The following is a 24,427-nucleotide window of genomic DNA, read 5'->3' as shown; positions in this document are numbered from 1 at the left end:
TATCCGCCTGTGTCGGTAATTGTCCTCCTTGTCCACGCCACGTGCTACAACGCGGGGAACCCGCGCAACGCAGTGGCTCCCCTTGTCCCCCTTCCCTTGTCCTCCTTCCCTTGTCCTCCTTGTCCCTTCCATCTGTGCATCTCTACAATTTTTTAGCAAGGCTTGACTAGTGATGATTATTATAGTATTTTTGTACTATACAAATTGAGTCTTGCATAAAAATCTACCAGAAATAGAAACTGTTTTGCCAATAGGAGAGCAAATTATCGATGAAGCTATCGAAACTTGATTTAAGCAATGTAGTAGCGATCGCTCACTCTCAAGGACATTTACAGTTATTGCTCGATCTCGGTCATGAGCTAGAGTTTATAGAAATTCCTGCACCCGTTGAAGCTTTTGAAGGACTGCAACATTTAAACGAGATTGTTGCAGAAGCTAAAGATTTACCTTCATATGAAGAATCAATCCCAATGTTACCAATTTATTCATCAATGGCGACTGCTGTCGGCTATAACGACGACAAAAATATTTTACAAGTTGAATTTCACAACGGTGCAGTTTATCAATATTCAGATATAGACCAAGATACTTGGCAAGATTTACAGCAAGCTGATTCTATTGGCAAATTTTTCAATGAAAATGTCAGAGGTAAATATCAGTATGAGCGTATAAATGATGATTGTTGCTGCTAATTACCTCGTTTAAACGTTCCTGGTGCTTCTGGCTAATTGCTAATAGCGAATTGCTATTGGTAATTAGCCTTTACTTTTTTTAATATTGTTTGTTGATCATTGGTGGTTGGGTTGAAAAATCCTGTAGTATTAATCCCATCTCAAAAACTACACTTTCTTCACAAGTTCCTCAAATTATTTCTGTAAATTTAAAATTGAAACCTATCTATTTCCGAACTCTGGTATCGCTATATCGGCAATAAATTTAATAAACAGGATAATTACAAGCTGAGGGTAAAGAAATCATGTCTAAAACTATTTTTAATTTAACATTGCCAGTCGTAGTTAGCTGCATAGAGGATGTTCTCGAAACTTATCCTCATCATCCTTATCAGCAAGCTTTCTCGATTCCTGATCTCCGTCAAGAACTAATTGCTCATGTCCTTAGTCAAGTATCAAATTGCTATGTGGTTGGGGAAGAAGGACAACAATCATATGGAAACTTCCAATCTTTGATTTGTGCCATCAAAGACAAGTATTGCATAGAAGATTTAATCCGTCGGGGGATTGATAACATTATGTACAAACGGGAAAAACAGTTAAGTCTGCAAATTCCTGAAGCAGTTGACGCTGGTTTAGCACCTTCTCACTGGTTTGGTTAGGTTGAAACACCCAGATCAGAGGAATTTTTCTCCAAAAATTTTACCCACCTTGACAAATGTGGTAGTAAACTACTAACCATTTACGACCAAAATTTTGGAAACCGAAAAACCTCTGACTATGGCTTGTTTTGCCACCTTAAATCAACTAATTGATGTTCTCGCTGCTAAAGGAAGTAATTTATCAGATGCAGCCTTAGCAAAATTCAGTCACGGAATACAAACGGATAGCCGTATCCTCAAACCGGGTGAAGTTTTTTTAGCTTTACGCGGTGAAAAATTTGATGGACACGAGTTTATACCAATGGCGATCGCCAAAGGTGCATTAGCAGCAATTGTTGATTTTGAATACCCAAACTCAGAATTTCCTATATTACAAGTAAAAGATACTCTCCAGGCTTATCAAAAAATTGGCAGATGGTGGCGCGATCGCTTTGAGATTCCGGTAATTTGTGTGACAGGTTCTGTAGGTAAAACCACTACTAAAGAATTAATCGCCGCCGTTTTAGCAACTCAAGGAAAGGTTCACAAAACTCATGCTAATTTCAACAACGAAATTGGTGTACCGAAAACTCTGTTGGAGTTAACTACAGAACATGATTTCGCCGTTGTGGAAATGGCGATGCGGGGTAAAGGACAAATTGCGGAACTAACGCAAATCGCAAGTCCCACAATTGGTGTGATTACCAACGTCGGGACAGCACATATAGAATTACTCGGTTCAGAAGCAGCGATCGCAACAGCAAAATGTGAGTTATTAGCAGAAATGCCCAAGGATAGTGTGGCAATTCTCAACTATGACAATCCCTTGTTAATTGAAACAGCAGCAAAAGTTTGGCAAGGCAAGATCATCACTTTTGGCTTTACTGGCGGAGATATTCAAGGTGAGTTGATTGATAACGAAACTTTGGCAGTAGCAGATATGCAATTACCTCTACCCATGCCTGGTCGTCACATTGCCGCTAACTACATGGCAGCTTTGGCAGTGGCGCAAGTGCTGGGTATTGATTGGTCATACCTGCAATCTGGGATAACTGTAGATATGCCAACTGGGCGATCGCAACGGTTTGCATTACCCAATGATGTGGTAATATTAGATGAGACTTATAATGCTGCACCAGAAGCTATGGTAGCAGCCTTAAACTTATTAGCACAAACCCCAGGCAAACGACGCATTGCTGTACTGGGTGCAATGAAAGAATTGGGAGAGCGATCGCGCCAATTGCATCAACGAGTCGGCGAAACTGTGCAGAAATTGAATTTAGATGCTTTGTTGGTTTTGATAGATGGACAAGACGCCGAAACTATAGTTCAGAGTGCCAAGGGTGTCCCTTGTGAGTGTTTTACAACTCATGCAGATTTGGCAGCGAGATTGAAGACGTTAATGAAGGAAGGCGATCGTATTCTTTTTAAAGCAGCGCATTCCGTAGGATTGGATCGGGTTGTTAGTCAATTGCGTGCGGAATTTTCCAATTCTTAGACCGTTTCGCAAAAATCTTGATACCTTTTGGATTTTTCTTGGTGTCTACCCTTACGGGAAGCCGCTAGCGCGTCTATGTGTCTTGGTGGTTCAAAATTTATTTTTTACCACCAAGACGAGCCAGTGCGTTGCGGGGGTTCCCCCCGTTGTAGCACCTGGCATACCAAGACACGAAGGTGAAAAGCTTATAATTTGGCAAAATTTGTTGGGATTTTTTGAAACTTTGTGTAGAATTTAACAACCAAAGATAGTTAAAAGTTATGAATAGTAAGTAATATTCTGAACTCTTAACTATTAATTCCTAATTTTATGAGCAGCATCTATCCACTTTTAGAAACCCAACGTTTAATCCTTCGAGACTTTGTAGAATCAGATTGGCAAGCAGTACATACATACGCTTGTGATCTAGAAGCTGTTCGGTATTTGCCCTTTGGCCCTAATAGCGAAGAAGATACTAAAAACTATTTGCATACAGAGATTAAAATGCGGCGGAAGAAAATACGTGAGCATTTTACATTTGCGATCGCACTAAAAGCAGATAAACAAGTTATAGGTTCGTGTCGTATTTCTATAACTGATCGCAATAAGCAAGAAGGTTCAATTGGATACTGCTTGGCTAAAGAATTTTGGGGACAAGGGTATGGAACAGAAGTGGCACGGAAGTTATTAGAGTTTGGTTTTAAGCAACTAAGTTTACACCGAGTTTTTGCTTTGTGTCATCCCAAAAATAAAGCTTCGATGCGAGTGTTGATTAAAATTGGGATGCGACAGGAGGGTTATTTGCGAGAGTATGAATGGAGTAGAGGAGAATGGCAAGACAGGTTATTATTTGCGATGTTGGATCGGGAAATGATGCAGATGCAATTGCTTGGTATTGAGACTGAAAAAGTGTAGAGCGATCGCACTATGTCTAACAATATCGAAAAATCCTATTCCTTGCAGTATTGCGACCTATTCTGGTTTTATCCAGCCTTTAACGATAGCTTTGCCAACATTAACATAAGGGTTGTCTAAAAATTCTTCGATAGCAGCTTCGCTACCAGCTTGTAATGCACCAACCACACGACGCTTAAAGTTCGTAAATCATACTAGACCTCTTGCATGAATCTTTACCCTCACCCTAAATCCCTCTCCCAAGCTTGGGGGAAGGACTTTTAAATTGGCTCCCCTTCTCCAAAATTGGGAGAAGGGGTTGGGGATGAGGGCAAGTTTTGCATTCGTGCAAGAGGTCTACTGTTTTTCCAGTTCATCGCGTTTGTTCATGTGTTTGATGACACAAAGGCAATCAGTTAGTTCCTAGTTGCGGACTTGGATTTAATTCCTTCTTAGCTACAATTACAGAAAATCCCATTACGGATTTATACAAAAATTTTAAATGAGAAAACCGCCTATGTGTCACAAAAAACAACACAATAAGCGGTTTTCTACATACTATTTAGCAGCTTTAACAGCCTCTATTAATTCATTGCCCCAGAAGCAGCAAGTTCAGCCAAGCGTTCTTGCTGGTCTTGAGAGATACAAGACTGAATCAATGATTCTATATCACCTTCTAGAAGTGGGTTGAGGGAGAAGTTTTGACCAAGACGATGGTCAGTAACTCGGTTATCTTTATAATTGTAGGTGCGGATTTTTTCGGAACGTGACCCTGTACCTACTTGCGATCGCCGCATGGAAGTTACAGCTTCTTGTTGTTCGCGTAACTTCATTTCATACAGCTTGGCTCGCAAAATCTGCATTGCCCGTTCTTTGTTTTGTAACTGGCTGCGTTCTTCGGTACAGAAAATCCGAATCCCCGTTGGTTTGTGCATCAAGTCAACCGCAGTTTCTACTTTGTTGACGTTTTGTCCACCAGCACCACCAGACCGCGCTGTAGTCATTTCAATATCTTTCGGATCAATGTGGATTTCCACATCATCGACTTCTGGCATGATCGCCACCGTGGCTGTAGAAGTGTGAACTCTTCCTCCCGCCTCGGTGACTGGTACACGCTGAACGCGATGGACTCCCGCTTCAAATTTTAATTTGCTGTAAACGCTGTCTCCTTGAATTTCCAGGATTGCTTCTTTGAAGCCACCCATTTCCGCTAGGGATTCACTGACTAGCTTGACTCGCCAACCCTGAGTGTCAGCATAGCGAGAGTACATTCGTACTAAATCACCTGCCCAAATACTAGCTTCTTCACCCCCAGTCCCAGCACGAATTTCCAACATGATGTTTTTATCATCGTTGGGGTCACGGGGTAGCAGTAATATCTTCAGGCGGTTTTCTAAGTATTCTATTTTCTCTTCTAATTCTTGAACTTCCAGGGCTGCCATTTCTTGCAGTTCGGCATCTCCCTGAGATTCTTTCAGTATTTGCCGCGCCCCTATGAGTTCTTCTTGGGCTGTTTTCCAAGTTTCATAAGTATTAACTACCTCTTCTAACCCTGAGCGCGCCTTTGCTATTTTCTGATATTCATCAGGATTTTTGGCGGTATCGGGGTCAGCAAGACGACGGGTTAATTCATTAAAAGTTTGTTCAACAGATTTAAGTTTCTCCAGTAAATATTGTTCAGCCATGATGAGTGCGATCGCTCCTTAAAATAACGAGTTGGCCTGAGCATTTATGACAAGCGACCCAGCAGATGCAGGGTCGTCATTACCAGCAACAGAGCCAAAACGCTACTTTTTCTTTTTGCCACCAGAAGCTTGATCGCCGCCTCTCATGCCATACTTCCGCATAAAGCGTTCAACACGACCTTCAGTGTCAATAATCTTTTGAGTGCCGGTGTAAAAGGGGTGGTTTCCAGACCAAACATCTACGTGCAGTTCTGGCTTTGTGGAGCCGACGGTCATCACAACTTGACCGTTGCAGTAAACTTTAGCCTCTGGATACCACTCAGGATGAATACCAGGTTTAGCCATTGTTCCTTATGTGGTGAATATACTACAATTATAGCTTTGGTCTTCGATTAGAACTAGGGAGCAGGGGTCGGGGATTGGGGAAAGTGGGGCCCCCTCTGGGGATAAGGGGAAAGGGAGACGAAGAACAGTAATTAGGATATTGAAATCAGGATATTGATAATTTTTCCCATCCCCAATCCCTGATCCCCGATCCCTGATCCCCGATACCCTATCTTTTCGAGTACTGGGGTGCTTTGCGAGCTTTGTGCAAGCCGTATTTTTTCCGTTCTTTGGCACGGGGATCGCGGGTGAGATAGCCTTCAACCTTCAGAGGTGAGCGGTTATCGGGGTCGAGTTGGCATAAAGCACGAGCCACTCCCAAACGTATCGAATTGGCTTGTCCAGTCAAGCCACCGCCTTCGGCTTTCACTAAAATATCATATTCGTTTTCCAATCCGAGAGTTTCTAGAGGCGCTTTTATGCCTCCGAGATAATTAGGATTGAATTGGAAATACAAATCTCCAGGCTTACCATTGACGGTCAATTGCCCAGTACCTGGAACTAGGCGTACTCGTGCGACTGCGGACTTACGTCGGCCAGTACCCCAGTACATAGCGCGACCACTAGTGTTTTCTGTTGCTTGCATTAATCTTGTGCTCCTGGAATAGTATTAATTTTTAGCTCTTTGGGTTTTTGAGCATCGTGGGGATGAGTTGGCCCAGCGTACACTTTTAACTTGGTGAACAACTGTCGTCCCAAGCTATTTTTCGGTAGCATTCCTTTGACAGCCTGTTCAACAATCCGCTCTGGTAAACGTCCTTGAAGTTTGGCAAAAGTTTCTGTCTTCATCCCGCCAGGACGACCGGAGTGACGACGGTAAAGTTTTTGGGTACGCTTTTTACCTGTTACGGCTACTTTCTCGGCATTGACTACAATCACGAAGTCGCCTGTATCCATATGGGGCGTAAATTCGGGTTTGTTTTTGCCTCGCAGAACCATAGCGATTTCGCTAGCTAGGCGACCAAGACGCTTGTCGGTGGCGTCTACGACGTACCAATCACGCGTTATAGAATCAGTAGGAGGAAGATATGTTTTGTTCATTGTTAATTGTTAATTGTTGTTTGTTATTTGTCATTTGTTCTTTGTAATGACCAATGACCAATGACCAATGACTAATGACTAATGACAAATAGAGGTTGAGTGTCAAACCAGACTTCTTTTAAAAAGGGAAAATCTGGATAACCGACTCGTAATAAACATAAGCCATGGGCAGGTGCAGCATATTTCACTTCTTCCCGACGTTCATTTTTCCAGAGGTCAGTGAATTCAGCAAGCGATCGCTCTCCATTACCTACCTGTACCAACATTCCTACTAATAACCGCACCATGCCATACAAAAATCCATTTGCTTGGATTTCAATATGAATAAACGGCCCATTTCGATAACATTCTACTGCTTGCACTTCGACCCAAGAATGCTTACGCGCTGAGTTGCTGCGGTGAAACGCTGCTAAGTGATGGTTTCCGAGTAGGGGTTTCAATGCAGCCTGAATTAAAAACTCATCCAGGGGTGCATGGTAGTAATGCCAACTGAAATGCTTCACAAACAAGTTGGGCTGTTTTCCAGTGTATATGGTATAGCGATAACGCCGATACGCTGCACTAAAGCGAGCGTGCCAAGTTTGGCTTACACCTGCTGAAGCTAAAATTAATATGTCTTCGGGCAGGTAATTATTTAGCACCGTTGCCCATTTGTGATCTGGAATTTTACCAGTCGCATCAAAATGAGCTACTTGAGCGGCGGCGTGAACTCCACTATCAGTACGTCCCGCACCATGTAGTGTAACAGAATGGCCTAGTAAATTCCCTAAGACTTTCTCTATTTCTTCCTGTACGCTACGGTGTTGTGGTTGCCTTTGCCAGCCATGAAAATGACTGCCCAGGTATTGAATTACCAGGGCGACTCGCTGTTTTAGTGGAGGCTGGTGGCTTTCTAACATAGGATTTTGTCATTTGTCTTTTGTCATTCGTTGGCTGTTCTCATCAATTATCAACTACTAACTGCTAACTAATGACTAATGACCAATGACCAATAACTTAAACTAGTTCAATAATTGCCATCTCAGCGTTATCACCACGACGAGGAATGGTATGCAGGATGCGAGTATAGCCGCCCTGACGATTGGCGTAACGAGTGGGAGCTTGCTCAAACAAAGCATGAACTAGTTGTTTGTCGTAAATGTAACCAAGGGCTTGACGGCGTGATGATAAGGAACCGTCTTTGGCTAAAGTGATCATTTGATCGACTTCGGCTCTCAGCACCTTAGCTCGTTGTAGAGTCGTGGTGATTCGACCATGACGAATTAGCTCAGTTGTGAGAGCGCGCAATAGGGCGCGGCGTTGATCAGCTGGCTTGCTGAGTTTTTTAACACGACAACGATGACGCATAACTATGAACCATTTAAAGATAGTACTTACTAAGAAAGTTGTTAGTTAGTCCTTGAACTCTCCTCTGGTTGGAAACACAGAGGATTCTGAATTGTTGTTGCTACGCCGATTAGAAATCGAACTCCGCAAGGTTATTCTGCCCCAAAGGGGCTTGACTGGTTTAAGCAGTCCTACCCGCCTCGACCTATTTCTAGGCTGTGCAGCTACTTTATAAGTATTGACTAACCATGTTTAGAAGCCCTTTCAGTTGGTAAGGTAATGCCCAAACGTCGCTGTAGTGCTTCAACTACTTCTTCTGCTGACTTCTGACCAAAGTTTTTAATTTCTAATAGGTCTTCTTGGGTGTAATCCAACAAGTCCGCCACAGAGTTAACTTGAGCGCGCTTGAGACAGTTATAAGCTCTGACAGAAAGCTGTAACTCTTCAATCGGAATCTGAGCTGTAGGATCATCTGGGATATCAGAATCTGTATCTGTTTGCCTGATATCAATATCTTTTAAGGGATTGAATAACTCTACCAAGATTCCTGCTGCCGAGGAAAGGGCTTCTTGAGGGCTAAGACTGCCATTTGTCCAAACTTCTATCAGCAATCTATCTCTTGGCATTCCATTATCGCCACGAGTTTCTTCAACGCTGTAGTTAACTTTCCTGACTGGCATAAATACCGAGTCAATTTGGAGAAAGTCTAGAGATGTGGCTTCCTCACGACCCCGTTCTACGGTGCGATAGCCTTTACCTCTTTCAATCCGAAATTCCATTTCTAGCTTTCCTCCTTCTGCGAGGGTCGCTATATATTGAGTCGGATCGATAACTTCTACTTCACTCGGTAAATCAAAGTGTGCTGATGTGACTGTAGCCGGTCCTGTAACGAGTAAACGACCTATCTGGGGTTGAGCAGAATAACTTTTGAGGATGATTTCCTTCATTTTCATGAGGATTTCTAGTACATCCTCTCTCACACCCGGAACGGTGGCAAATTCGTGCGTTACTCCTGCAATGCGTACTGCTGTCACAGCCGTACCTTCTAAATTTGACAACAATACCCGTCTGAGGGCGTTGCCAACGGTAGTTCCTTGACCCCGCTCTAGAGGTTCTAGGATAAATTTACTATAGTGGCTCCGACTTTCCTCTGTACTGGACTCTATACATTCAATTTGAAACTGCGCCACGGAGTAGCCTCCCTTGCTTTCAGGTCTTACTAGTAGACAGATATCTGCCTACAAATTTGGATTTTTGCCTTGTGTTTGAGGTTAATTAAACTAAATACTTTGGTTAATGAGTAGTAAGTTTAAATATCTACAAACTTTACAGGCGCTACTATTTTTAGGTTTTCCGAAGTTTTGTAGCCCCTTGTCATAACTAGGGCTTTTTGGACTTCGGACGGCCACTATACGTGTGAGGGAAACAGTTATCAGTTATCAGTTGTCAGTTATCAGTTATCATTGGCTGTTCACTGTTTACTGTTCACTGATTACCTTTACCACCCAACAAGTCGTATTTAGACTCGACGGCGTTTGGGAGGACGGCAGCCATTGTGAGGAATTGGGGTAATATCCCGAATAAGCGTAATTTCGAGTCCTGCTCCTTGCAGTGCGCGGATTGCTGTTTCCCGTCCTGCTCCTGGTCCGCTCACCATAACCTCAATTTGGCGCATTCCCTGATCTATAGCTCGACGGGCTGCGCTTTCAGCTGCGGTTTGAGCTGCAAAGGGAGTTCCCTTTTTTGCTCCTTTAAAACCGCTAGAACCAGCACTCGCCCAAGAGATCACATCTCCGTTTTGATCAGTAATGGTGACAATGCTATTGTTGAAAGTAGATTGGATGTAAGCAACACCATTTGGTACGTTGCGTTTTTGCTTTTTGCTCCCGGTCTTTTTGCTTGGTTGTCGCGCCATATCGTTGTGATTGGATGAATGTAAAACTTGCCAGCAGCAAGCGTTGTCAAAAATTTATTTCCCTGGTGCTTTCTTCTTACCAGCGACTGTTTGTCGTCTTCCCCGACGGGTACGGGCATTGGTACGAGTTCTCTGTCCTCTTACCGGTAAGCCCATGCGATGACGACGCCCTCTATAAGTACCAATATCAACTAGGCGCTTGATGTTCATTGCTTCCCAGCGCCTCAAGTCACCTTCGACTTGATAGTTTTGTTCTACTTCTCCCCGTAGGGCTGCTACGTCAGCATCACTGAGATCCTTTACACGGGTGTCTGGATTTACACCTGTAGCCTTTAAAATCTCCTGCGATCGCGATAGACCAATTCCATAAATATAAGTCAGACCGATCTCAACACGCTTGTCACGTGGTAGGTCTACTCCGGCAATACGTGCCACAACAATTGTCTCCCTAAATTTGCTTGCTAGTGATGTAAGTTAGTGTATTGACGATGATTTTGTCGTTTCACTTCACCAAGTTTTAAGAGTCCTGCCTTAAATTGGCTCTAACCTTGGCGCTGCTTGTGCTTTGGATTGGAACAGATCACCATAACGCGACCCCGACGACGGATCACGCTACATTTATCACACATTCTTTTGACTGAAGCTCTAACTTTCATGCTCTGCTACTTGACTCCAAATGTTAAATTATAGCATTTTCAGATAAATGTTCAGTTAAATGAGGCTTACAAAACCAAGTGATTTGAACATGTGGTATATTAACTCACATAATATCTATTTCTTCCGTAATCGATAAGTAATTCTACCCTTTGTCAAATCATAAGGAGTTAGCTCTACTTTGACGCGATCGCCAGGTAAAATCTTGATATAGTTACGGCGAATCTTGCCAGAGATATGAGCTAAGACGTTGAAGCCATTGTCTAAATCAACGCGAAACATAGCGTTTGGCAATGACTCTGTAACTGTGCCTTCCATTTCAATCAAATCTTGCTTAGACAATTTATTTTTCCCTCAATTCAACAGTTCTTTATTCATTTACAGATATTTATTTATAGTCTGGAAATGAACATATTTTTAGAAAAAAATCAACAGTTTATTAATATATCTTATCTAAGATTTACATCTATCTGCTTGGGTATCGGGGATCAGGGATCGGGGATTGGGGGCGAAGAGGCAACAGGGAGCGCTTAAGCTGGGGTCCCCACTCCTCCTAGGGAGTGGGGATTAGGGGCGAAGGGGTAACGAGCATTAGACATTGGTATTTACTCTTGGTGTGTCTTTGGATTCCCAATCCCTAATCCCCAATTCCCAATCCCTCATAACCTTTTTTTGTTAATTTTAAGATGCTATGGCATTTTTGAGATCGGCAGTGACTTCTTCTAGGGACTGATTGCCGTTAACCGTAATCAGTTGGTGGCGATCGCCATAGTACTCAATCAAGGGAGCAGTTTCAGAGCGGTAGACTTCCAAACGACGACGAATTACTTCTTCTGTGTCATCAGCACGCCCTCGTTGTAAGAGACGACCAACTACAATATCATCTGGTACATCTAGATTAACTACCTTTTCCCCTTGCTGTTCTAGTTTTTGCAGTAATTCTCCTAGAAAAGCTGCTTGCTTTACAGTCCGAGGAAAGCCGTCTAAAATCCAACCTGACTTGGTATCCGGTTTACAGAGGCGTTCTTCCACCATTTCCTCTACAAGCTGATCAGGAACTAGCTCACCTCTATCCATATAACTTTGGGCTTTTATACCCAAAGAAGTTTGGTCTTTCAATGCTTGGCGCAAAATGTCACCCGTAGAAATATGGGGTATATCACAGTCATGAGCCAATGTTTTAGATTGAGTTCCTTTACCAGCACCCGGCGGTCCCAAGAAGATTAATCGCGTCACTATTGCTTCACCATTCCTTCATAGCGCTGAGAGATCACATAAGTTTGGACTTGTTTAGCTGTATCAATCGCCACACCTACTAAAATCAGTAGAGAGGTAGCACCCAATCCTCTAAAAGTAGGTACTCCTAAAGCTGTTTCTACAGCAGTGGGGATGATAGCAATCAAGCCTAAAAAGATAGCACCCAAAAAAGTCAGTCGATTCAAAACGCGCTCTATATATTCGCTAGTGGCTTTCCCCGGACGAATACCAGGAATACTAGAACCCATTTTTTTCAAGTTCTGTGCCACATCAACTGGGTTTACTATCAAAGAAGAATAGAAATAACTGAAAAAGACAATTGAAATTAGGTAGACAAGGGCATATACCCAAGACTGAGAACCACCAGGACTGAGATAGGTGTTGATGATATTTGCCAATTCTGGATTTTTGGTGAAATTGGCAATAAACAGTGGCAAACTCAAGATTGCAGCAGCAAAAATGATGGGCATAACTCCACCTTGATTCAGACGCAAGGGGAGATAGCTACGTTGTTCAGCAAAAATCCGCCGACCGACTTGACGACGAGCAGATATAATGGGGATGCGGCGAATTGCTTCTTGAACAAACACGATCCCAACGATAGTAAAGAGAAAAACCAGGACTAATACAATTACTGGACCTACTCTTTCCCGAACAATTTCTTGGCCACTACCTTGAATATAAGCGATCGTATCGCTCAGAGATTTAGGCAGTGTTGCCACAATGTTGACAAAAATCAACAAAGATGCGCCATTGCCAACACCACGCTCTGTAATCACTTCTGATGCCCACATGACAAACATTGAACCAGCTACAAGAGCAACAGCTGTTTCAATTACGAAAATCGGGCCAAAACTTAAGGCAAAAGGTCTTAACCAAAATGCTGCTAAGAACACACTTTGTAAAATTCCCCAACCCAAAGCTACATAGCGGGTAATTTGGGAAATTCTCCGCCTTCCTGCTTCTCCCTCGTTTTTTTGTAAGTTTTCTAAATATGGAATAGCAGCAGTGAGCAATTGGATAATAATCGAAGCATTGATATAAGGCAAAATGCCCAAGGCGAAGACTCCCAATGCAGAAAGACCGCCTCCGGAGAAGATATCCAAAAAGCTGAATATTTGATTATTACCATTAATTGCAGCGGCAAACTGCTGTCGATCAATTCCTGGTATAGGTATATGTATACCTAGACGAATCAAAATCAGAATACCGATGGTGACAAGCAGCCGGTCTCTTAACCCTGCTGCTTGTGCCATCTGCATAAAAGTTTCTTGAGCCGTTGGGGGTTTGTCTCGACTGATCATATAGCGCTACCTTTGAAGAATGAAGCATGAAGTCAGAAGTGTGAAGAATATCCAAGTGTGAAGCACGAAATTTGAAGTACTAAGTTTTTTATCCTTCATTCTTCATCCTACCCTGCACCGTAGGCGCGTAGATATGAAGTGGCTATAGAGTAGCGACTTGGTGAAAGTAGTCACCCTAAAGGGCGTCTACAGTCTTCATATCACCTCACAACTTCCGCCAGCTGCCTCAATTTTGCTACGAGCCGTACCTGTAAAAGCTGCCGCCTGCACTTTCAGCGGAACATTTAATTCCCCATTTCCCAAAATTTTCAATGCCCCTTTAGCAGCAGTAAGAATACCTGCTTCTTGTAAAGAGGTCAAAGTAACTTCTGTGTTAGCTGGAAGTGAGGCTAGCTTCTCTACATTAATCGTAGTGTAAACTTTACGGTTAATTAGGGGAAAGCCCTTGAGCTTGGGTATGCGACGGTACAATGGCTGTTGACCACCTTCAAAACCAGGCCTAGTACTGCTACCAGAGCGAGCTTTTTGACCCCGCATACCTTTACCGGCACTTGCACCTTGACCAGCAGAAACGCCTCTACCTAAACGGCGACCGCGTTTTTTAGACCCTTTTTGAGGGCGAACATCGTTGAGTCTCATAAGCAGTTAGTTTTTAGTAATTAAAGTCAAGAGTCAAAGTCAAGAGTCAAGAGTTTTTGGACTATGGACTATTGACCATTGACTAAATATAAAGATTCTCCAGAGGAATACCCCTGTCTTCGGCTACTTCTGAGAAGGTACGCAAAGCAGTCAGGGCATTTATAGCAGCTCTGGCATTATTCAGGGGATTGTTGGAACCGAGTTGTTTGGCTAAGACATTACGTACACCTGCCAACTCTAGTACGGTACGAACCGCACCACCAGCAATTACACCAGTACCAGGGGCTGCTGGTCGCATCATTACTTTTGCACCGCCGCCAGCACCATCAACGGGATGGGGAATGGAATTGGATTTAGTAATAGGAATGTCAATCAGATGTTTTTTCCCGTCGGCTACACCTTTTTTTACCGCACCAATTACATCTGAAGCTTTACCGACTCCGACACCTACTTGACCGCGTTCATTACCAACAACGACGATGGCGCGGAAGCTGAGTTTTTTACCACCTTTGACTACTTTACTAACCCGTCGGATCTGAATAACCCGTTCTTGCCAGTTAGTTTCTTCTTTTTTTACGCGGTTAGTTTTACGACGATTTGTTGCCATTGTCTAATTTCCTTTGTCATTTGTCATTTATCATTTGTCATTTGTCATTTGTCATTTGTTGGTAGTTGTTTGCAGCAACTAACCACTAATTACCGACTACTAACTACTCACCATTGACTAATGACCATTGACCAATGACAAATTAGAAATCTAACCCAGCTTCACGTGCTGCATCAGCGAGTGCTTTAATCCGACCGTGATAAAGATTACCACCGCGGTCAAAAACTACTTTGGTTATACCTTTTTCTAGCGCTCGTGATGCGATGAGCTTGCCAACTTCAGTTGAAGCTTTAGCGTTTCCCCCAGAAGTTAATTTAGATTTTAGTTCTGGTTCTACGGTGGACGCTGCTACCAGCGTGTGATGCTGGGTATCATCTATCACTTGAGCGTAGATATGCTGATGTGAGCGAAATATTGCTAACCGTGGACGTTCTGGAGAACCGCCCACTTTCCCACGGATGCGCCGATGGCGACGCTGTTTTGATTCTCTACGAGTAAGTTTCATATTTACTTCTTACCACTCTTACCAGTCTTACCAGCTTTACGTCTAACTACTTCGCCAGCGTAGCGAATACCTTTACCTTTGTAAGGTTCCGGTGGACGAACAGCACGAATTTTCGCTGCTGTGTTACCTACGACTTCTTTGTCGTAACCACTAACAATGACGTTAGTATTATTTTCAACCGCAAACTGAACTCCCTCTGGTGGCACAATTTGTACTTGATGACTGTAACCCATGTTCATAAGCAGGTTACGACCTTGTACTTGCGCCCGATAACCAACCCCTTGGATTTCCAAACGACGTTCAAATCCTTTGGAAACTCCTTCAACCATGTTGGAAACCAAGGTGCGGAATAACCCATGTAACTGGCGAGAGACACGTGATTCATCCCGGCGATTAACCGTTAGTATTTCCCCTTCTTGGGACAAAATCACATTAGCGGGAAGTTCGCGCGAAAGCTCACCTTTTGGGCCTTTGACAACGACCTTGGCGTTATCAAAAGTTACTTGTACTTTTGCGGGAACTGTAATTGGGCGTTTACCAATTCGAGACATAATTATTTATCCTTTGTCCTTTGTCTTTTGTCCTTTGTTACTTGTCTTTTGCCTTTAAATCATGACAAATGACAAATGACACTTGACCAATGACTACCAAACGTAGCAAAGTACTTCACCACCCAAGTTCTGACGCCGTGCTTCCCTGTCGGTCATGATGCCACTAGATGTAGAAATAATGGCAATGCCGATACCACCTAATACCCGTGGTAATTCTTTTTTATTCGAGTAAACGCGCAAACCTGGTTTACTGACCCGCTTGAGGGTAGTAATAATAGGTTGACGATTTTTACCCTTGTATTTCAGTGAAATTACCAAGTTTCGCTTTATTCCTTCTCCGACATCTTCGTATTCACCGATATAGCCTTCTTCTTGAAGTACTTTAGCGATACTACGGGTCATTTTGGTGGATGGCACTTGTGTAGTTTGATGCCGCGCCATGGTGGCATTACGGATGCGCGTCAACATATCAGAAATAGTGTCGTTAGTCGCCATCGTCTCCTCGTTTAATTGAACTTATTGTTCCCGGAAGGGCATTCCCATTTCTTTTAATAAGGCACGACCTTCTTCATCAGTCTTAGCTGTGGTGATGATGGAAATATCCATCCCTCGGATTTGGTCAATGCTGTCGTACTCGACTTCTGGAAAAATTAACTGTTCTCTAACGCCAAGGGTATAGTTCCCACGGCCATCGAAGCTTTTGGGACTGATACCGCGAAAGTCGCGAATTCTAGGCAGAGTCAAGTTGATTAATCGGTCAAGAAAGGCATACATCCGTTCGCCTCTGAGAGTAACCATGATCCCAACGGGCATACCTTGACGAATTTTAAAGCCTGCGATCGCTTTTTTCGCTCTTGTCACTACAGGTTTTTGCCCAGTGATCAAAGCAATTTCACTTAAAGATGCTTCCAGGGCTTTCGCATTTTGAGCTGCTTCTCCCAAACCCCGGTTGACAGTTACTTTCACCAATTTTGGTACTTGATGAACGTTGGTGTATCCAAACTGTTTGGTGAGATTGGAGACTATTGTTTCTTGGTATAAACTTTTAAGTCTTGTTGCCATAGTTTTTTGTTCTGGTTGTCCCTGGGCTTGGTCAGGGAATACTTTTGTCATTATGTCTTACGCTTCGGGTAGACACGGAGTGGCTACTTGCAGAAGTCGCTAACGCGCCTACCAAAGGTAGCCTTTGTCATTTGTTTGGACTAATGACCAATGACTAATGACCAATAACTATTTATCAATAATTTCGCCTGTTTTTTTGAGCATCCGTACCTTCTTACCTTCATCGGTAAAGGTGTAGCAGATGCGACTGGCGACGTTCTGCTTGGTGGAGTAAAGCATGACGTTGGAACTGTGGATTGGGTATTCCTGGGTAACAATGCGCCCAGATTCACCTTCCGCTTGGGGCTTGACGTGCTTGGTTTTGATATTGACGCCTTTGACAACGACTTTGCTTTCTTGAGGTAAAGCTTTGATAATCTCGCCAACTTTGCCTTTGTCTTTGCCAGTAATTATCTGGACGGTATCCCCAGCTTTGACATGCATTTTATAAAACTTTGGCTTTTCTTTTTTGCTTGCCATTACAGCACCTCCGGAGCCAAAGAAACGATTTTGGTAAAGTTTTTCTCACGCAGTTCGCGAGCAACCGGACCAAAGACGCGAGTTCCTTTTGGGTTCCCGTCTTTGTTAATGATAACTGCGGCGTTGTCGTCAAAACGGATACTCATACCGCTATCCCGGTTAATATTGTGGCGGGTACGAACAATCACTGCTTCTACGACATCTGATTTTTTGATCGCCATGTTTGGCTGGGCATCTTTGACAACAGCAATAATTCTATCGCCGACAAAACCGTAGCGACAGTTACCTGCTCCTAAAACACGAATACACATGAGTTTACGAGCGCCGCTATTGTCTGCAACATTAAGGTAACTTTGGGGTTGGATCACAATTACTCTCCTTGTTTTTGGTAATTGGTAATTGCTATTTGGTAATTGCTAATTGATAAGTGGTAATCGCTTTTTGAATTTATTACCCATTACCCATTACCTAATTACCCACACCTTTAGGTGTTTTTTGTAGTCAGAATTTCTGCGACTTGCCAGCGCTTGGTTTTGCTCAGGGGTCTGGTTTCTTGAATACGGACGCGATCGCCAATTTTACAGCGATTTTCTTCGTCATGAGCCTTATAACGCCGTGTATTGACCACAATTTTGCCGTACTTGGGATGAGGAGCGCGGTTCTCAACAGCGACAACAACTGTTTTTTGCATTTTGTCGCTTACTACCAAGCCAATTCGTTCTTTAACTGCCATAATCTCCTACTTTTTTTCTTCTGTGGCTTGACTTGCAGCCCGTTTGCGCTCTGATTCTACCGTTAGCAATTGGGCTAGGCGGTGCCGGGCATGTCGGAACTGGTGAGGTTTTTCTAGTTGTCTGGTTGCTTTTTGCAAACGCAAATGAAACAACTGTTTTTTAACGGCAAGAATTTCCTCAGACAGTTTTTCGTCACTTAATTCTCTTGCTTCCGAAATTTTGGGAAGAGGCATAACCTACTCCTGCTCCTGTGGCTCTATTTCAGAGCGTGAAATGAACTTAGTTTTAATTGGCAGCTTGTATGCAGCTAAACGCATTGCTTCGCGGGCGGTAGCTTCAGGTACACCAGCAATTTCAAACAAAATTCGTCCTGGCTTGACGACTGCTACCCAATATTCGGGAGAACCTTTACCGGAACCCATCCGTGTTTCTGCGGCTCGCATTGTTACAGGCTTATCAGGGAAAATGCGTATCCAGATTTTACCACCCCGGCGGATGTAACGGGTCATAGCTCGACGAGATGCTTCGATTTGACGAGCGGTGATCCAAGCGGGTTCTTGGGCTTGGAGGGCAAAATCACCAAAGTTCAGGGAACTGCCAGCAGTAGCTAGACCTTTCATGCGTCCGCGCTGCTGTTTGCGGAATTTCGTTCTTCTTGGACTTAACATGGTTTGCTAATTGGTAATTGCTAATTGGTAATTGCTGGTTTTCTTTCCCATTACCGATTACCGATTACCGATTACCCCTCGTTAGAGCGGTCTTCAAATTGCTGACGACGACGTTGTTGACGGCGACGTGGTTCACGCTCCCGTGTTGTTGGTGGGGGAGGTGTTTCTTCTTGTCCAGGAATAATTTCTCCCTTGAAGATCCAGACTTTGATGCCGAGAATCCCGTAGATGGTTTTTGCTGTGCAGTAAGAGTAGTCAATATCAGCTCTTAAGGTATGTAGAGGAACTCGACCTTCACGAGTCCACTCTGTGCGAGCGATTTCTGCACCGTTGAGACGACCACTAACTTGGACTTTGATACCTTGTACACCTGCACGTTGGGCGCGCTGAATTGCTTGACGTACAACCCGGCGGAAAGAAACACGGCGTTCTAGCTGTTGAGCGATGTATTCAGCAATTAGGTAAGCATCAGCATCAACACGTTGTACTTCGACAACGTTGATGCGGATTTGACGATTGCTACCCAACAGGTTTTGCAGTCCGGTACGTAATGAATCAATACCTTGTCCACCGCGACCTACAACTACACCTGGGCGTGCTGTGCGTACTTCGAGATCAATTTGATCGGCTTTACGCTCAATCCGGACTTCGGAAATTCCTGCATTGTTCTGAGCGTATCTACCCAGTTTTTCTTCAATGAAGTTACGAAGTTTGTGGTCTTCTTGTAAGAGTTCTGGATAGCGACTAGGATCAGCAAACCAACGAGATTGATGCTCTTGGGTAATTCCTAGACGAAAACCAATTGGATGTATTTTCTGTCCCACAAATGCTTTCCTCTAAAATTTCTGGCTTTAAGCTGTCGTGTAAGCACTTATTTTGCTGAGGCTCCAGGAGCAACAGCAACTGTAATATGACATGTTGGTTTGCGAATCTGGTACGCTCGACCTTGCGCCCTTGGTTGAAACCTTTTCAGTACTGGCCCTTGATCTGCATAGGCCTTAGTGATCACCAAATTAGCCCTGTCAAATCCTTCATTATGCTCTGCATTAGCAGCAGCGCTTCTGAGAACCTTTAATATTGGTTCACAAGCACGATAGGGCATAAATTCCAGAATGATCAGTGCTTCTCGATAAGACCGCCCACGAATTTGGTCGAGTACCCGACGCACTTTATAAGGAGACATGCGTATGTAACGGGCGATCGCTTTTACTTCATTAGTAGTATCAACATCCATAGTTTTCTCCATTTTTGTCATTTGTCATTTGTCATTTGTCATTCGTCATTTACAAAGGACAAATGACAAGTGACTAAGGACAAACTACCTACCTGCTTTTTTATCTTTGGAATGACCTCTAAAAGTGCGTGTGGGAGCAAATTCGCCCAGCTTATGTCCCACCATTTGGTCGCTGATGAAAACGGGTACATGCTGCCGTCCGTTATGAACGGCGATGGTATGACCAACCATTTCCGGCAGAATTGTCGAAGCTCGTGACCAGGTTTTGATCACTTCTTTCCTATTGCTATCGTTAAGCTTCTCTATTTTGCTTAACAAATGATCTGCTACGAAAGGACCTTTTTTAAGAGAACGACCCATAATTCGATTTTGGATTTTGGATTTTGGATTTTGGATTTCGGATTTTGGATTTCGGATTTTGGATTTCAGATTAATGAGGATTCAGTCAATTACAAAAATTTCTTTCCTACTCACTAATGACCCAATCTAAAATCCAAAATCTCAAATCTAAAATTCTATGATTCACGACCACCGCGTCCGCGCTTAGAAGATTTACGGCGACGACGCACAATCAATTTGCTACTTGGTTTTTTGGGTTTACGTGTCTTCAGACCCAATGCTGGTTTACCCCAAGGAGTAACAGGTCCAGAGCGACCGATGGGGGCGCGACCTTCACCACCACCGTGGGGGTGATCAACTGGGTTCATGACGCTACCTCTAACATGAGGACGACGACCTTTCCAGCGATTTCTACCTGCTTTACCTGCACTCAAGTTTCTAGCATCGACGTTACCTACTTGCCCAATAGTGGCATAGCATTCCCGGCGGATCATGCGGACTTCTCCTGAAGGTAATTTCAGGGTGACATAATTACCTTCTTTGGCTACGACTTGGGCGGTTGCTCCAGCAGAGCGAACGATTTGACCACCTTTACCAGGAGTCAACTCAACGTTGTGAACGCTTGTACCCAACGGAATATTTGACAAAGGTAAGGCGTTACCATCTTCAATGGGAGCATTAACACCAGCTATTACTGTTGTGCCAACTTTTAAACCGTTGGGTTGGAGAATATAACGCTTTTCGCCATCTTGGTACTGTAAAAGCGCGATGCGAGCGTTACGATTGGGATCGTATTCAATGGCGATGACTTCTGCGGGAATATCACGTTTATTACGTTTGAAGTCGATGATGCGGTAAAGCCGCTTGTGTCCGCCCCCCCGAAAGCGGCTGGTTATCCGCCCTTGGTTATTGCGGCCTTTGGCACGATGTACATATTTAGTTAAAGACTTTTCCGGCTCAGTTTTGGTAATTTCTGCAAAGTCGGAAATCGTGACCTGGCGAGTACTGGGGGTATAAGGGCGATAAGAACGAGTACCCATAATTTTTATTTTGGATTTTGGATTTTGGATTCACCAATTTTGGATTTTGGATTTTGGATTAATGAGGATTCAAGCAATTACAAAAATTTCTTTCCTACTCACTAATGACCCCTAATCTAAAATCCAAAATCTAACAATCTACAATTCTTAGACTTCGGGGAATAAAACTTGTCTGATCTTGTTTTCGTCCCCAGTAGCCACTGTGACAATGGCTCGCTTGTATTGGGGCTTGAAACCAATAAATCTGCCGACGCGACGCTTTTTGCGTGGACAATTGCTGGTATTAACTTGTACGACTTTGACATCAAACAGACTTTCTATTGCTGCTTTGATTTCTGGCTTAGTCGCTTTGGGAGAAACTTCAAAAGTATACTTATTTTGCTCCATGAGCATGGTCGCCTTTTCAGTCACAATGGGGCGACGCACTAGGTCAGGGAGTTTGCGGGGGTCGAAGTTAGGCACTGTAGACCTCCTGAATTTTTTCTAGGGCTGATGCGGTAAGGACGATTTTGTCTGCGTGGAGTAAATCGTAAACATTGAGGTTGTCAGCAGCGATGAGTTTGAGATTCTCAACGTTACGGGCTGACAAAATTACGTTTTCGCTTTTCTCGGACAATATCAATAGTGTCTTACTTTCTGGCTCGATACCCCAACGGGCGATCGCTGACACTAATTCTTTGGTCTTGGGACGCTGTAGCTGTTCGCTAAATTCTTCTACCACAATTAAGTCATCAACGCGGCCAGCAAATGCTGTCCGCAATGCCAACTTCCGCTCTTTGCGGTTCATCTTAATTTCATAGTCTCTGGGTTTGGGCCCGAAGATGACACCGCCACCACGCCACAGTGGAGAACGAATAGATCCTGCACGCGCTCGACCAGTACCTTTTTGCCGCCAAGGTTTGCGACCACCGCCTCTGACTTCAGAGCGGGTTTTCGTGCTGGCTGTCCCTTGACGAGCATTAGCCATTTGTCTAATCAAGGCTCTATGCACAACATGAGCCGCCGTTTTTTCTTTGGCAACTTGCAAGTCAAAGCTTTTTTGCCCGACTTGTTCTCCCTGCCAATTTTTGACTACACATTCAAACATTTTTAATGTCCTTTGTCATTTGTCTTTTGTCATTTGTCTTTTGTTAGTCGCTAATGACTAATGACTAATGACTAATAACTAACCAACTACCTTGGCAGGCACAATATTTACCAAAGACCCAGGTTTACCAGGAACAGCTCCCTTGATGAGCAATAAGTTACGGTCTGAATCTACTCGCACTACAGTGAGTTTTTTGATTGTGGTGCGGCTACCTCCTAAACGTCCTGGCGCCCGCTTACCTGGATAAACACGACCGGGCGTTGTACCAGCACCGGTAGAACCAGGCGCTCTATGGTTTTTAGAACCGTGCGACATAGGCCCACGAGCGAAGTTGTTGCGTTTTTGGTTGCCTGCAAAACCACGACCGATGCTTGTACCTATGACATCTACTTGTTGACCTGCGCTAAAAATATCTGCTTTAATCTCTTGACCCAGAGCATAGTCACCAGAGTTATCAATGCGATACTCATTTAAATGACGCACTGCTGGGGCTGATGACTTCGCTAGATGACCTAATAAAGGTTTATTTAGCGCTTTTGGCTTAACTTCGCCATAGCCTACTTGGATGGCGGAGTAACCGTCGGTCTGTTTTGTTTTAACTTGAGTAACTGTACATGGTCCCGCCTGAATAACTGTCACAGGAATAGCTACTCCTGCATCGTCAAAAATTTGGGTCATGCCCAGTTTGGTGCCGAGAATACCTACAGACACAGTTACTGGCTCTCCTTTCTACTTTTTTCTTAGGAAATTGGATTCTTCAGAACACTTGTACAGAAGCTTTGTCAGCTACTTTCCGCTATATGGCGGCGCCTTATGAAGTCAGGAACGGCTTAGGTAATGGCGGTTCCAACTTACCCGGTCTTTCATCAAGTATCTTTACTATGATGTGAATCCGTTTGCTTTCACTTACATGGGATTAGAACTAGCAAAATACTTTCTATTCAAGAAAGTACATTGTTTGGGTTTAATACAAGGCTTTGGAGCTTTGTGCAACAATTATCTCAGCAATTGCTCTGGCACTTTACTTGCTTGTAGCAGGACTTAGGCAGCAATCTACCCAGTATCCTTGTAACTGAGACTTACGCCATGCTACAAACCAACATCACTGCTCAGTTTCTACCCCTCCAATTACCTTAAAATATAACTTTTAAGGTTTTGCCTGTGGTTTCGCTCTCTTGAAAGGGCGAATTTGTTCTACTGACTGGAATGAGTTTGAGTTTTTAACTCTACTCGTTTTCGTTGACCTGAAAGCTTTTATAGTTTACCAGTCTCTTGTCAATTCTAGCTAGCTAATTCTGTTTAGAACTTTGATTTTTAGCTTAAAATGCTAAATCATTGCTAGCAATAACAACGAAGGGGTATCCTAAGTTTGGTCACGATCTAAAAATATAGATCAAATATTGATTTTTGTCTATTAAGATTTTTGATAGTAATGAGAAGTAAGAAGATGAAAAACCATGCGATCGCCTAGCCAAACCCTTTTAAACTTCAAAAATAGAGGTTGTGCAAGAATTAGCGTTGGTCATTGGTCATTGGTAAAGGTTTCTGATTCTTCCCGATGACTTACTTATCCTGTGCATAAGTTAATCGTTTTACTTAATTTGATGACTAAAAGTAAATAATAGAGATATCTAAGTCGGACAAGACGAAAACCTATGGCACTAATTACCACTGGTAACACTTTAATTCGTGATCTAGAAAAAAATGGCGCTCTTGGTGTCTACGTACCTCTAGAAGGAGGTTTTGAAGGTCGCTACAGACGCCGACTACGTGCAGCAGGCTATACGACTCTCAATATAACTGCTAGAGGACTAGGTGATTTAGCTGCTTATCTCACAGGTGTTCATGGAGTTCGACCTGCACATCTTGGTAAAAAAAGTACTGGTAGTGGGGCAGCAGTTGGTTATGTGTACTATGTACCACCAATTGTTAACTATCAGCTAGAGCAGTTACCACCAAAATCTAAAGGATTGGTATTGTGGATTATTGAAGGGCATATCCTTTCTGATGAAGAGATAGAGTACTTAGCGAACTTACCCAAGCTCGAACCACGAGTCAAAGTCGTCATCGAAAGAGGTGGCGATCGCGCCTTCCGTTGGATGCCTCTGGGAAAAACTCTGTTAGCTAGCTAGATATTGGGGATCGGGGATCGGGGATCGGAGATCGGGGACAAGGGGGACATGGGAGACATGG

Annotated in this window: 36 protein-coding genes; 5 read left to right on the top strand and 31 right to left on the bottom strand. The window is 43.5% G+C overall.

Translation table 11 applies throughout. The features are described 5' to 3' along the window. Positions 1-269: 269 nt before the first annotated feature. From ACE1AT_RS05415 to ACE1AT_RS05400, 4 genes are all read left to right on the top strand, one after another. On the top strand, positions 270-692 hold the full coding sequence (locus ACE1AT_RS05415) for a KTSC domain-containing protein (protein WP_374866263.1): 423 nt from the start codon (positions 270-272) through the stop codon (positions 690-692). Between the two features lie 284 nt (positions 693-976). After that, positions 977-1,333, top strand: a complete 357-nt coding sequence (locus ACE1AT_RS05410; RefSeq protein WP_374866262.1) for a hypothetical protein — start codon at positions 977-979, stop codon at positions 1,331-1,333. Positions 1,334-1,451: 118 nt separating this feature from the next. Beyond that, entirely contained in the window at positions 1,452-2,810 is a 1,359-nt protein-coding gene (gene murF / locus ACE1AT_RS05405; protein WP_374866277.1) for a UDP-N-acetylmuramoyl-tripeptide--D-alanyl-D-alanine ligase, read from the top strand. Positions 2,811-3,119: 309 nt separating this feature from the next. Next, positions 3,120-3,704 carry a GNAT family N-acetyltransferase gene (locus tag ACE1AT_RS05400; RefSeq protein WP_374866261.1) on the top strand — a complete coding sequence of 195 codons (585 nt, stop codon included), beginning with the start codon at positions 3,120-3,122 and terminating at the stop codon, positions 3,702-3,704. A gap of 563 nt (positions 3,705-4,267) precedes the next feature. On the opposite strand, the gene prfA is transcribed toward ACE1AT_RS05400, so the two are convergent. From prfA to rplC, 31 genes are all read right to left on the bottom strand, one after another. Beyond that, on the bottom strand, positions 4,268-5,368 hold the full coding sequence (prfA, locus tag ACE1AT_RS05395; protein ID WP_374866260.1) for a peptide chain release factor 1: 1,101 nt from the start codon (positions 5,366-5,368) through the stop codon (positions 4,268-4,270). Between the two features lie 102 nt (positions 5,369-5,470). Continuing rightward, the gene (gene rpmE / locus ACE1AT_RS05390; protein WP_026722070.1) at positions 5,471-5,713 is read right to left on the bottom strand and encodes a 50S ribosomal protein L31; all 243 of its coding nucleotides are present in this window, start codon (positions 5,711-5,713) and stop codon (positions 5,471-5,473) included. Between the two features lie 208 nt (positions 5,714-5,921). Then, the gene (gene rpsI, locus ACE1AT_RS05385) at positions 5,922-6,338 is read right to left on the bottom strand and encodes a 30S ribosomal protein S9 (protein WP_016859423.1); all 417 of its coding nucleotides are present in this window, start codon (positions 6,336-6,338) and stop codon (positions 5,922-5,924) included. Further along, on the bottom strand, positions 6,338-6,793 hold the full coding sequence (gene rplM / locus ACE1AT_RS05380) for a 50S ribosomal protein L13 (protein ID WP_016859424.1): 456 nt from the start codon (positions 6,791-6,793) through the stop codon (positions 6,338-6,340). The genes rpsI and rplM overlap by 1 nt, the downstream gene beginning before the upstream one ends. A gap of 71 nt (positions 6,794-6,864) precedes the next feature. After that, positions 6,865-7,692, bottom strand: coding sequence for a tRNA pseudouridine(38-40) synthase TruA (gene truA, locus ACE1AT_RS05375; RefSeq protein ID WP_374866259.1), 828 nt, complete (start codon positions 7,690-7,692; stop codon positions 6,865-6,867). A 97-nt stretch (positions 7,693-7,789) separates the two neighbouring features. Beyond that, positions 7,790-8,140 carry a 50S ribosomal protein L17 gene (gene rplQ, locus ACE1AT_RS05370; protein WP_374866258.1) on the bottom strand — a complete coding sequence of 117 codons (351 nt, stop codon included), beginning with the start codon at positions 8,138-8,140 and terminating at the stop codon, positions 7,790-7,792. Positions 8,141-8,361: 221 nt separating this feature from the next. Next, entirely contained in the window at positions 8,362-9,309 is a 948-nt protein-coding gene (locus ACE1AT_RS05365) for a DNA-directed RNA polymerase subunit alpha (RefSeq protein ID WP_374866257.1), read from the bottom strand. Between the two features lie 329 nt (positions 9,310-9,638). Continuing rightward, positions 9,639-10,034, bottom strand: coding sequence for a 30S ribosomal protein S11 (gene rpsK, locus ACE1AT_RS05360; RefSeq protein WP_009455552.1), 396 nt, complete (start codon positions 10,032-10,034; stop codon positions 9,639-9,641). A 54-nt stretch (positions 10,035-10,088) separates the two neighbouring features. Beyond that, on the bottom strand, positions 10,089-10,469 hold the full coding sequence (gene rpsM / locus ACE1AT_RS05355) for a 30S ribosomal protein S13 (protein ID WP_374866256.1): 381 nt from the start codon (positions 10,467-10,469) through the stop codon (positions 10,089-10,091). A 107-nt stretch (positions 10,470-10,576) separates the two neighbouring features. After that, positions 10,577-10,690, bottom strand: coding sequence for a 50S ribosomal protein L36 (gene rpmJ, locus ACE1AT_RS05350; protein WP_374866255.1), 114 nt, complete (start codon positions 10,688-10,690; stop codon positions 10,577-10,579). Between the two features lie 115 nt (positions 10,691-10,805). Beyond that, positions 10,806-11,030: a translation initiation factor IF-1 gene (infA, locus tag ACE1AT_RS05345; RefSeq protein ID WP_006276978.1), complete on the bottom strand. Its 225-nt coding sequence runs from the start codon at positions 11,028-11,030 to the stop codon at positions 10,806-10,808. A 339-nt stretch (positions 11,031-11,369) separates the two neighbouring features. Then, the gene (locus ACE1AT_RS05340) at positions 11,370-11,924 is read right to left on the bottom strand and encodes an adenylate kinase (RefSeq protein WP_374866254.1); all 555 of its coding nucleotides are present in this window, start codon (positions 11,922-11,924) and stop codon (positions 11,370-11,372) included. Further along, positions 11,924-13,249 (bottom strand): preprotein translocase subunit SecY, encoded by a 1,326-nt coding sequence (gene secY / locus ACE1AT_RS05335; RefSeq protein WP_374866253.1) that lies wholly within the window; start codon positions 13,247-13,249, stop codon positions 11,924-11,926. Before secY ends, ACE1AT_RS05340 begins: the two co-directional genes overlap by 1 nt. Before the next feature lie 195 nt (positions 13,250-13,444). Further along, positions 13,445-13,888, bottom strand: coding sequence for a 50S ribosomal protein L15 (gene rplO / locus ACE1AT_RS05330; RefSeq protein WP_374866252.1), 444 nt, complete (start codon positions 13,886-13,888; stop codon positions 13,445-13,447). 82 nt (positions 13,889-13,970) lie between these two features. After that, complete coding sequence (gene rpsE, locus ACE1AT_RS05325) at positions 13,971-14,495, bottom strand: 30S ribosomal protein S5 (protein WP_374866251.1); 525 nt, start codon at positions 14,493-14,495, stop codon at positions 13,971-13,973. 142 nt (positions 14,496-14,637) lie between these two features. Beyond that, positions 14,638-15,000, bottom strand: coding sequence for a 50S ribosomal protein L18 (rplR, locus tag ACE1AT_RS05320; protein ID WP_374866250.1), 363 nt, complete (start codon positions 14,998-15,000; stop codon positions 14,638-14,640). 2 nt (positions 15,001-15,002) lie between these two features. Next, complete coding sequence (gene rplF / locus ACE1AT_RS05315) at positions 15,003-15,551, bottom strand: 50S ribosomal protein L6 (RefSeq protein WP_374866249.1); 549 nt, start codon at positions 15,549-15,551, stop codon at positions 15,003-15,005. Between the two features lie 93 nt (positions 15,552-15,644). Further along, positions 15,645-16,046, bottom strand: a complete 402-nt coding sequence (gene rpsH / locus ACE1AT_RS05310; RefSeq protein WP_374866248.1) for a 30S ribosomal protein S8 — start codon at positions 16,044-16,046, stop codon at positions 15,645-15,647. A 21-nt stretch (positions 16,047-16,067) separates the two neighbouring features. Continuing rightward, complete coding sequence (gene rplE / locus ACE1AT_RS05305; RefSeq protein WP_026081884.1) at positions 16,068-16,613, bottom strand: 50S ribosomal protein L5; 546 nt, start codon at positions 16,611-16,613, stop codon at positions 16,068-16,070. A 168-nt stretch (positions 16,614-16,781) separates the two neighbouring features. Beyond that, positions 16,782-17,132 carry a 50S ribosomal protein L24 gene (rplX, locus tag ACE1AT_RS05300; protein ID WP_374866247.1) on the bottom strand — a complete coding sequence of 117 codons (351 nt, stop codon included), beginning with the start codon at positions 17,130-17,132 and terminating at the stop codon, positions 16,782-16,784. After that, positions 17,132-17,500 carry a 50S ribosomal protein L14 gene (gene rplN / locus ACE1AT_RS05295; protein WP_096675230.1) on the bottom strand — a complete coding sequence of 123 codons (369 nt, stop codon included), beginning with the start codon at positions 17,498-17,500 and terminating at the stop codon, positions 17,132-17,134. Before rplN ends, rplX begins: the two co-directional genes overlap by 1 nt. Before the next feature lie 116 nt (positions 17,501-17,616). After that, the gene (gene rpsQ / locus ACE1AT_RS05290) at positions 17,617-17,865 is read right to left on the bottom strand and encodes a 30S ribosomal protein S17 (protein ID WP_016859439.1); all 249 of its coding nucleotides are present in this window, start codon (positions 17,863-17,865) and stop codon (positions 17,617-17,619) included. Positions 17,866-17,871: 6 nt separating this feature from the next. Next, complete coding sequence (gene rpmC, locus ACE1AT_RS05285; RefSeq protein WP_374866246.1) at positions 17,872-18,099, bottom strand: 50S ribosomal protein L29; 228 nt, start codon at positions 18,097-18,099, stop codon at positions 17,872-17,874. A gap of 3 nt (positions 18,100-18,102) precedes the next feature. Next, positions 18,103-18,534, bottom strand: coding sequence for a 50S ribosomal protein L16 (gene rplP, locus ACE1AT_RS05280; protein ID WP_026081885.1), 432 nt, complete (start codon positions 18,532-18,534; stop codon positions 18,103-18,105). A gap of 71 nt (positions 18,535-18,605) precedes the next feature. Beyond that, positions 18,606-19,358, bottom strand: coding sequence for a 30S ribosomal protein S3 (gene rpsC / locus ACE1AT_RS05275; RefSeq protein ID WP_096675228.1), 753 nt, complete (start codon positions 19,356-19,358; stop codon positions 18,606-18,608). A gap of 47 nt (positions 19,359-19,405) precedes the next feature. Then, positions 19,406-19,768 carry a 50S ribosomal protein L22 gene (gene rplV / locus ACE1AT_RS05270; protein WP_374866276.1) on the bottom strand — a complete coding sequence of 121 codons (363 nt, stop codon included), beginning with the start codon at positions 19,766-19,768 and terminating at the stop codon, positions 19,406-19,408. Positions 19,769-19,852: 84 nt separating this feature from the next. Next, positions 19,853-20,128 carry a 30S ribosomal protein S19 gene (gene rpsS, locus ACE1AT_RS05265; RefSeq protein WP_017310490.1) on the bottom strand — a complete coding sequence of 92 codons (276 nt, stop codon included), beginning with the start codon at positions 20,126-20,128 and terminating at the stop codon, positions 19,853-19,855. Between the two features lie 155 nt (positions 20,129-20,283). Continuing rightward, on the bottom strand, positions 20,284-21,147 hold the full coding sequence (gene rplB, locus ACE1AT_RS05260) for a 50S ribosomal protein L2 (RefSeq protein ID WP_374866245.1): 864 nt from the start codon (positions 21,145-21,147) through the stop codon (positions 20,284-20,286). A gap of 147 nt (positions 21,148-21,294) precedes the next feature. Then, positions 21,295-21,609 (bottom strand): 50S ribosomal protein L23, encoded by a 315-nt coding sequence (locus tag ACE1AT_RS05255; protein ID WP_374866244.1) that lies wholly within the window; start codon positions 21,607-21,609, stop codon positions 21,295-21,297. Then, on the bottom strand, positions 21,602-22,234 hold the full coding sequence (rplD, locus tag ACE1AT_RS05250) for a 50S ribosomal protein L4 (protein ID WP_374866243.1): 633 nt from the start codon (positions 22,232-22,234) through the stop codon (positions 21,602-21,604). Before rplD ends, ACE1AT_RS05255 begins: the two co-directional genes overlap by 8 nt. Before the next feature lie 78 nt (positions 22,235-22,312). Then, entirely contained in the window at positions 22,313-22,945 is a 633-nt protein-coding gene (gene rplC / locus ACE1AT_RS05245) for a 50S ribosomal protein L3 (RefSeq protein ID WP_374866242.1), read from the bottom strand. Between the two features lie 944 nt (positions 22,946-23,889). Between rplC and ACE1AT_RS05240 the strand changes: the two genes are divergently transcribed. Continuing rightward, positions 23,890-24,366 carry an NAD(P)H-quinone oxidoreductase subunit N gene (locus ACE1AT_RS05240; RefSeq protein ID WP_374866241.1) on the top strand — a complete coding sequence of 159 codons (477 nt, stop codon included), beginning with the start codon at positions 23,890-23,892 and terminating at the stop codon, positions 24,364-24,366. Positions 24,367-24,427: the final 61 nt, after the last annotated feature.

Source organism: Pelatocladus sp. BLCC-F211 (assembly GCF_041928655.1).
GTDB lineage: Bacteria > Cyanobacteriota > Cyanobacteriia > Cyanobacteriales > Nostocaceae > Pelatocladus.
This window is presented reverse-complemented; position numbering and strand designations above follow the sequence as displayed.

Coding starts and splice junctions, on each gene's coding strand:
- rplD (WP_374866243.1), bottom strand. CDS start 22,234: ATGTTTGAATGTGTAGTCAAAAATTGGCAGGGAGAACAAGTCGGGCAA.
- rplB (WP_374866245.1), bottom strand. CDS start 21,147: ATGGGTACTCGTTCTTATCGCCCTTATACCCCCAGTACTCGCCAGGTC.
- rplE (WP_026081884.1), bottom strand. CDS start 16,613: ATGGCAACAAGACTTAAAAGTTTATACCAAGAAACAATAGTCTCCAAT.
- ACE1AT_RS05240 (WP_374866241.1), top strand. CDS start 23,890: ATGGCACTAATTACCACTGGTAACACTTTAATTCGTGATCTAGAAAAA.
- truA (WP_374866259.1), bottom strand. CDS start 7,692: ATGTTAGAAAGCCACCAGCCTCCACTAAAACAGCGAGTCGCCCTGGTA.
- rpsK (WP_009455552.1), bottom strand. CDS start 10,034: ATGGCGCGACAACCAAGCAAAAAGACCGGGAGCAAAAAGCAAAAACGC.
- rplO (WP_374866252.1), bottom strand. CDS start 13,888: ATGAGACTCAACGATGTTCGCCCTCAAAAAGGGTCTAAAAAACGCGGT.
- rpmJ (WP_374866255.1), bottom strand. CDS start 10,690: ATGAAAGTTAGAGCTTCAGTCAAAAGAATGTGTGATAAATGTAGCGTG.
- rpsI (WP_016859423.1), bottom strand. CDS start 6,338: ATGCAAGCAACAGAAAACACTAGTGGTCGCGCTATGTACTGGGGTACT.
- ACE1AT_RS05400 (WP_374866261.1), top strand. CDS start 3,120: ATGAGCAGCATCTATCCACTTTTAGAAACCCAACGTTTAATCCTTCGA.
- rpsQ (WP_016859439.1), bottom strand. CDS start 17,865: ATGGCAGTTAAAGAACGAATTGGCTTGGTAGTAAGCGACAAAATGCAA.
- ACE1AT_RS05415 (WP_374866263.1), top strand. CDS start 270: ATGAAGCTATCGAAACTTGATTTAAGCAATGTAGTAGCGATCGCTCAC.
- secY (WP_374866253.1), bottom strand. CDS start 13,249: ATGATCAGTCGAGACAAACCCCCAACGGCTCAAGAAACTTTTATGCAG.
- rplQ (WP_374866258.1), bottom strand. CDS start 8,140: ATGCGTCATCGTTGTCGTGTTAAAAAACTCAGCAAGCCAGCTGATCAA.
- rplR (WP_374866250.1), bottom strand. CDS start 15,000: ATGAAACTTACTCGTAGAGAATCAAAACAGCGTCGCCATCGGCGCATC.
- rpsS (WP_017310490.1), bottom strand. CDS start 20,128: ATGGGTCGTTCTCTTAAAAAAGGTCCTTTCGTAGCAGATCATTTGTTA.
- rpsE (WP_374866251.1), bottom strand. CDS start 14,495: ATGGCAACAAATCGTCGTAAAACTAACCGCGTAAAAAAAGAAGAAACT.
- rplM (WP_016859424.1), bottom strand. CDS start 6,793: ATGAACAAAACATATCTTCCTCCTACTGATTCTATAACGCGTGATTGG.
- rplF (WP_374866249.1), bottom strand. CDS start 15,551: ATGTCTCGAATTGGTAAACGCCCAATTACAGTTCCCGCAAAAGTACAA.
- rpsH (WP_374866248.1), bottom strand. CDS start 16,046: ATGGCGACTAACGACACTATTTCTGATATGTTGACGCGCATCCGTAAT.
- rplP (WP_026081885.1), bottom strand. CDS start 18,534: ATGTTAAGTCCAAGAAGAACGAAATTCCGCAAACAGCAGCGCGGACGC.
- murF (WP_374866277.1), top strand. CDS start 1,452: ATGGCTTGTTTTGCCACCTTAAATCAACTAATTGATGTTCTCGCTGCT.
- rplV (WP_374866276.1), bottom strand. CDS start 19,768: ATGGATGTTGATACTACTAATGAAGTAAAAGCGATCGCCCGTTACATA.
- rplX (WP_374866247.1), bottom strand. CDS start 17,132: ATGGCAAGCAAAAAAGAAAAGCCAAAGTTTTATAAAATGCATGTCAAA.
- rpmC (WP_374866246.1), bottom strand. CDS start 18,099: ATGCCTCTTCCCAAAATTTCGGAAGCAAGAGAATTAAGTGACGAAAAA.
- ACE1AT_RS05410 (WP_374866262.1), top strand. CDS start 977: ATGTCTAAAACTATTTTTAATTTAACATTGCCAGTCGTAGTTAGCTGC.
- prfA (WP_374866260.1), bottom strand. CDS start 5,368: ATGGCTGAACAATATTTACTGGAGAAACTTAAATCTGTTGAACAAACT.
- rpmE (WP_026722070.1), bottom strand. CDS start 5,713: ATGGCTAAACCTGGTATTCATCCTGAGTGGTATCCAGAGGCTAAAGTT.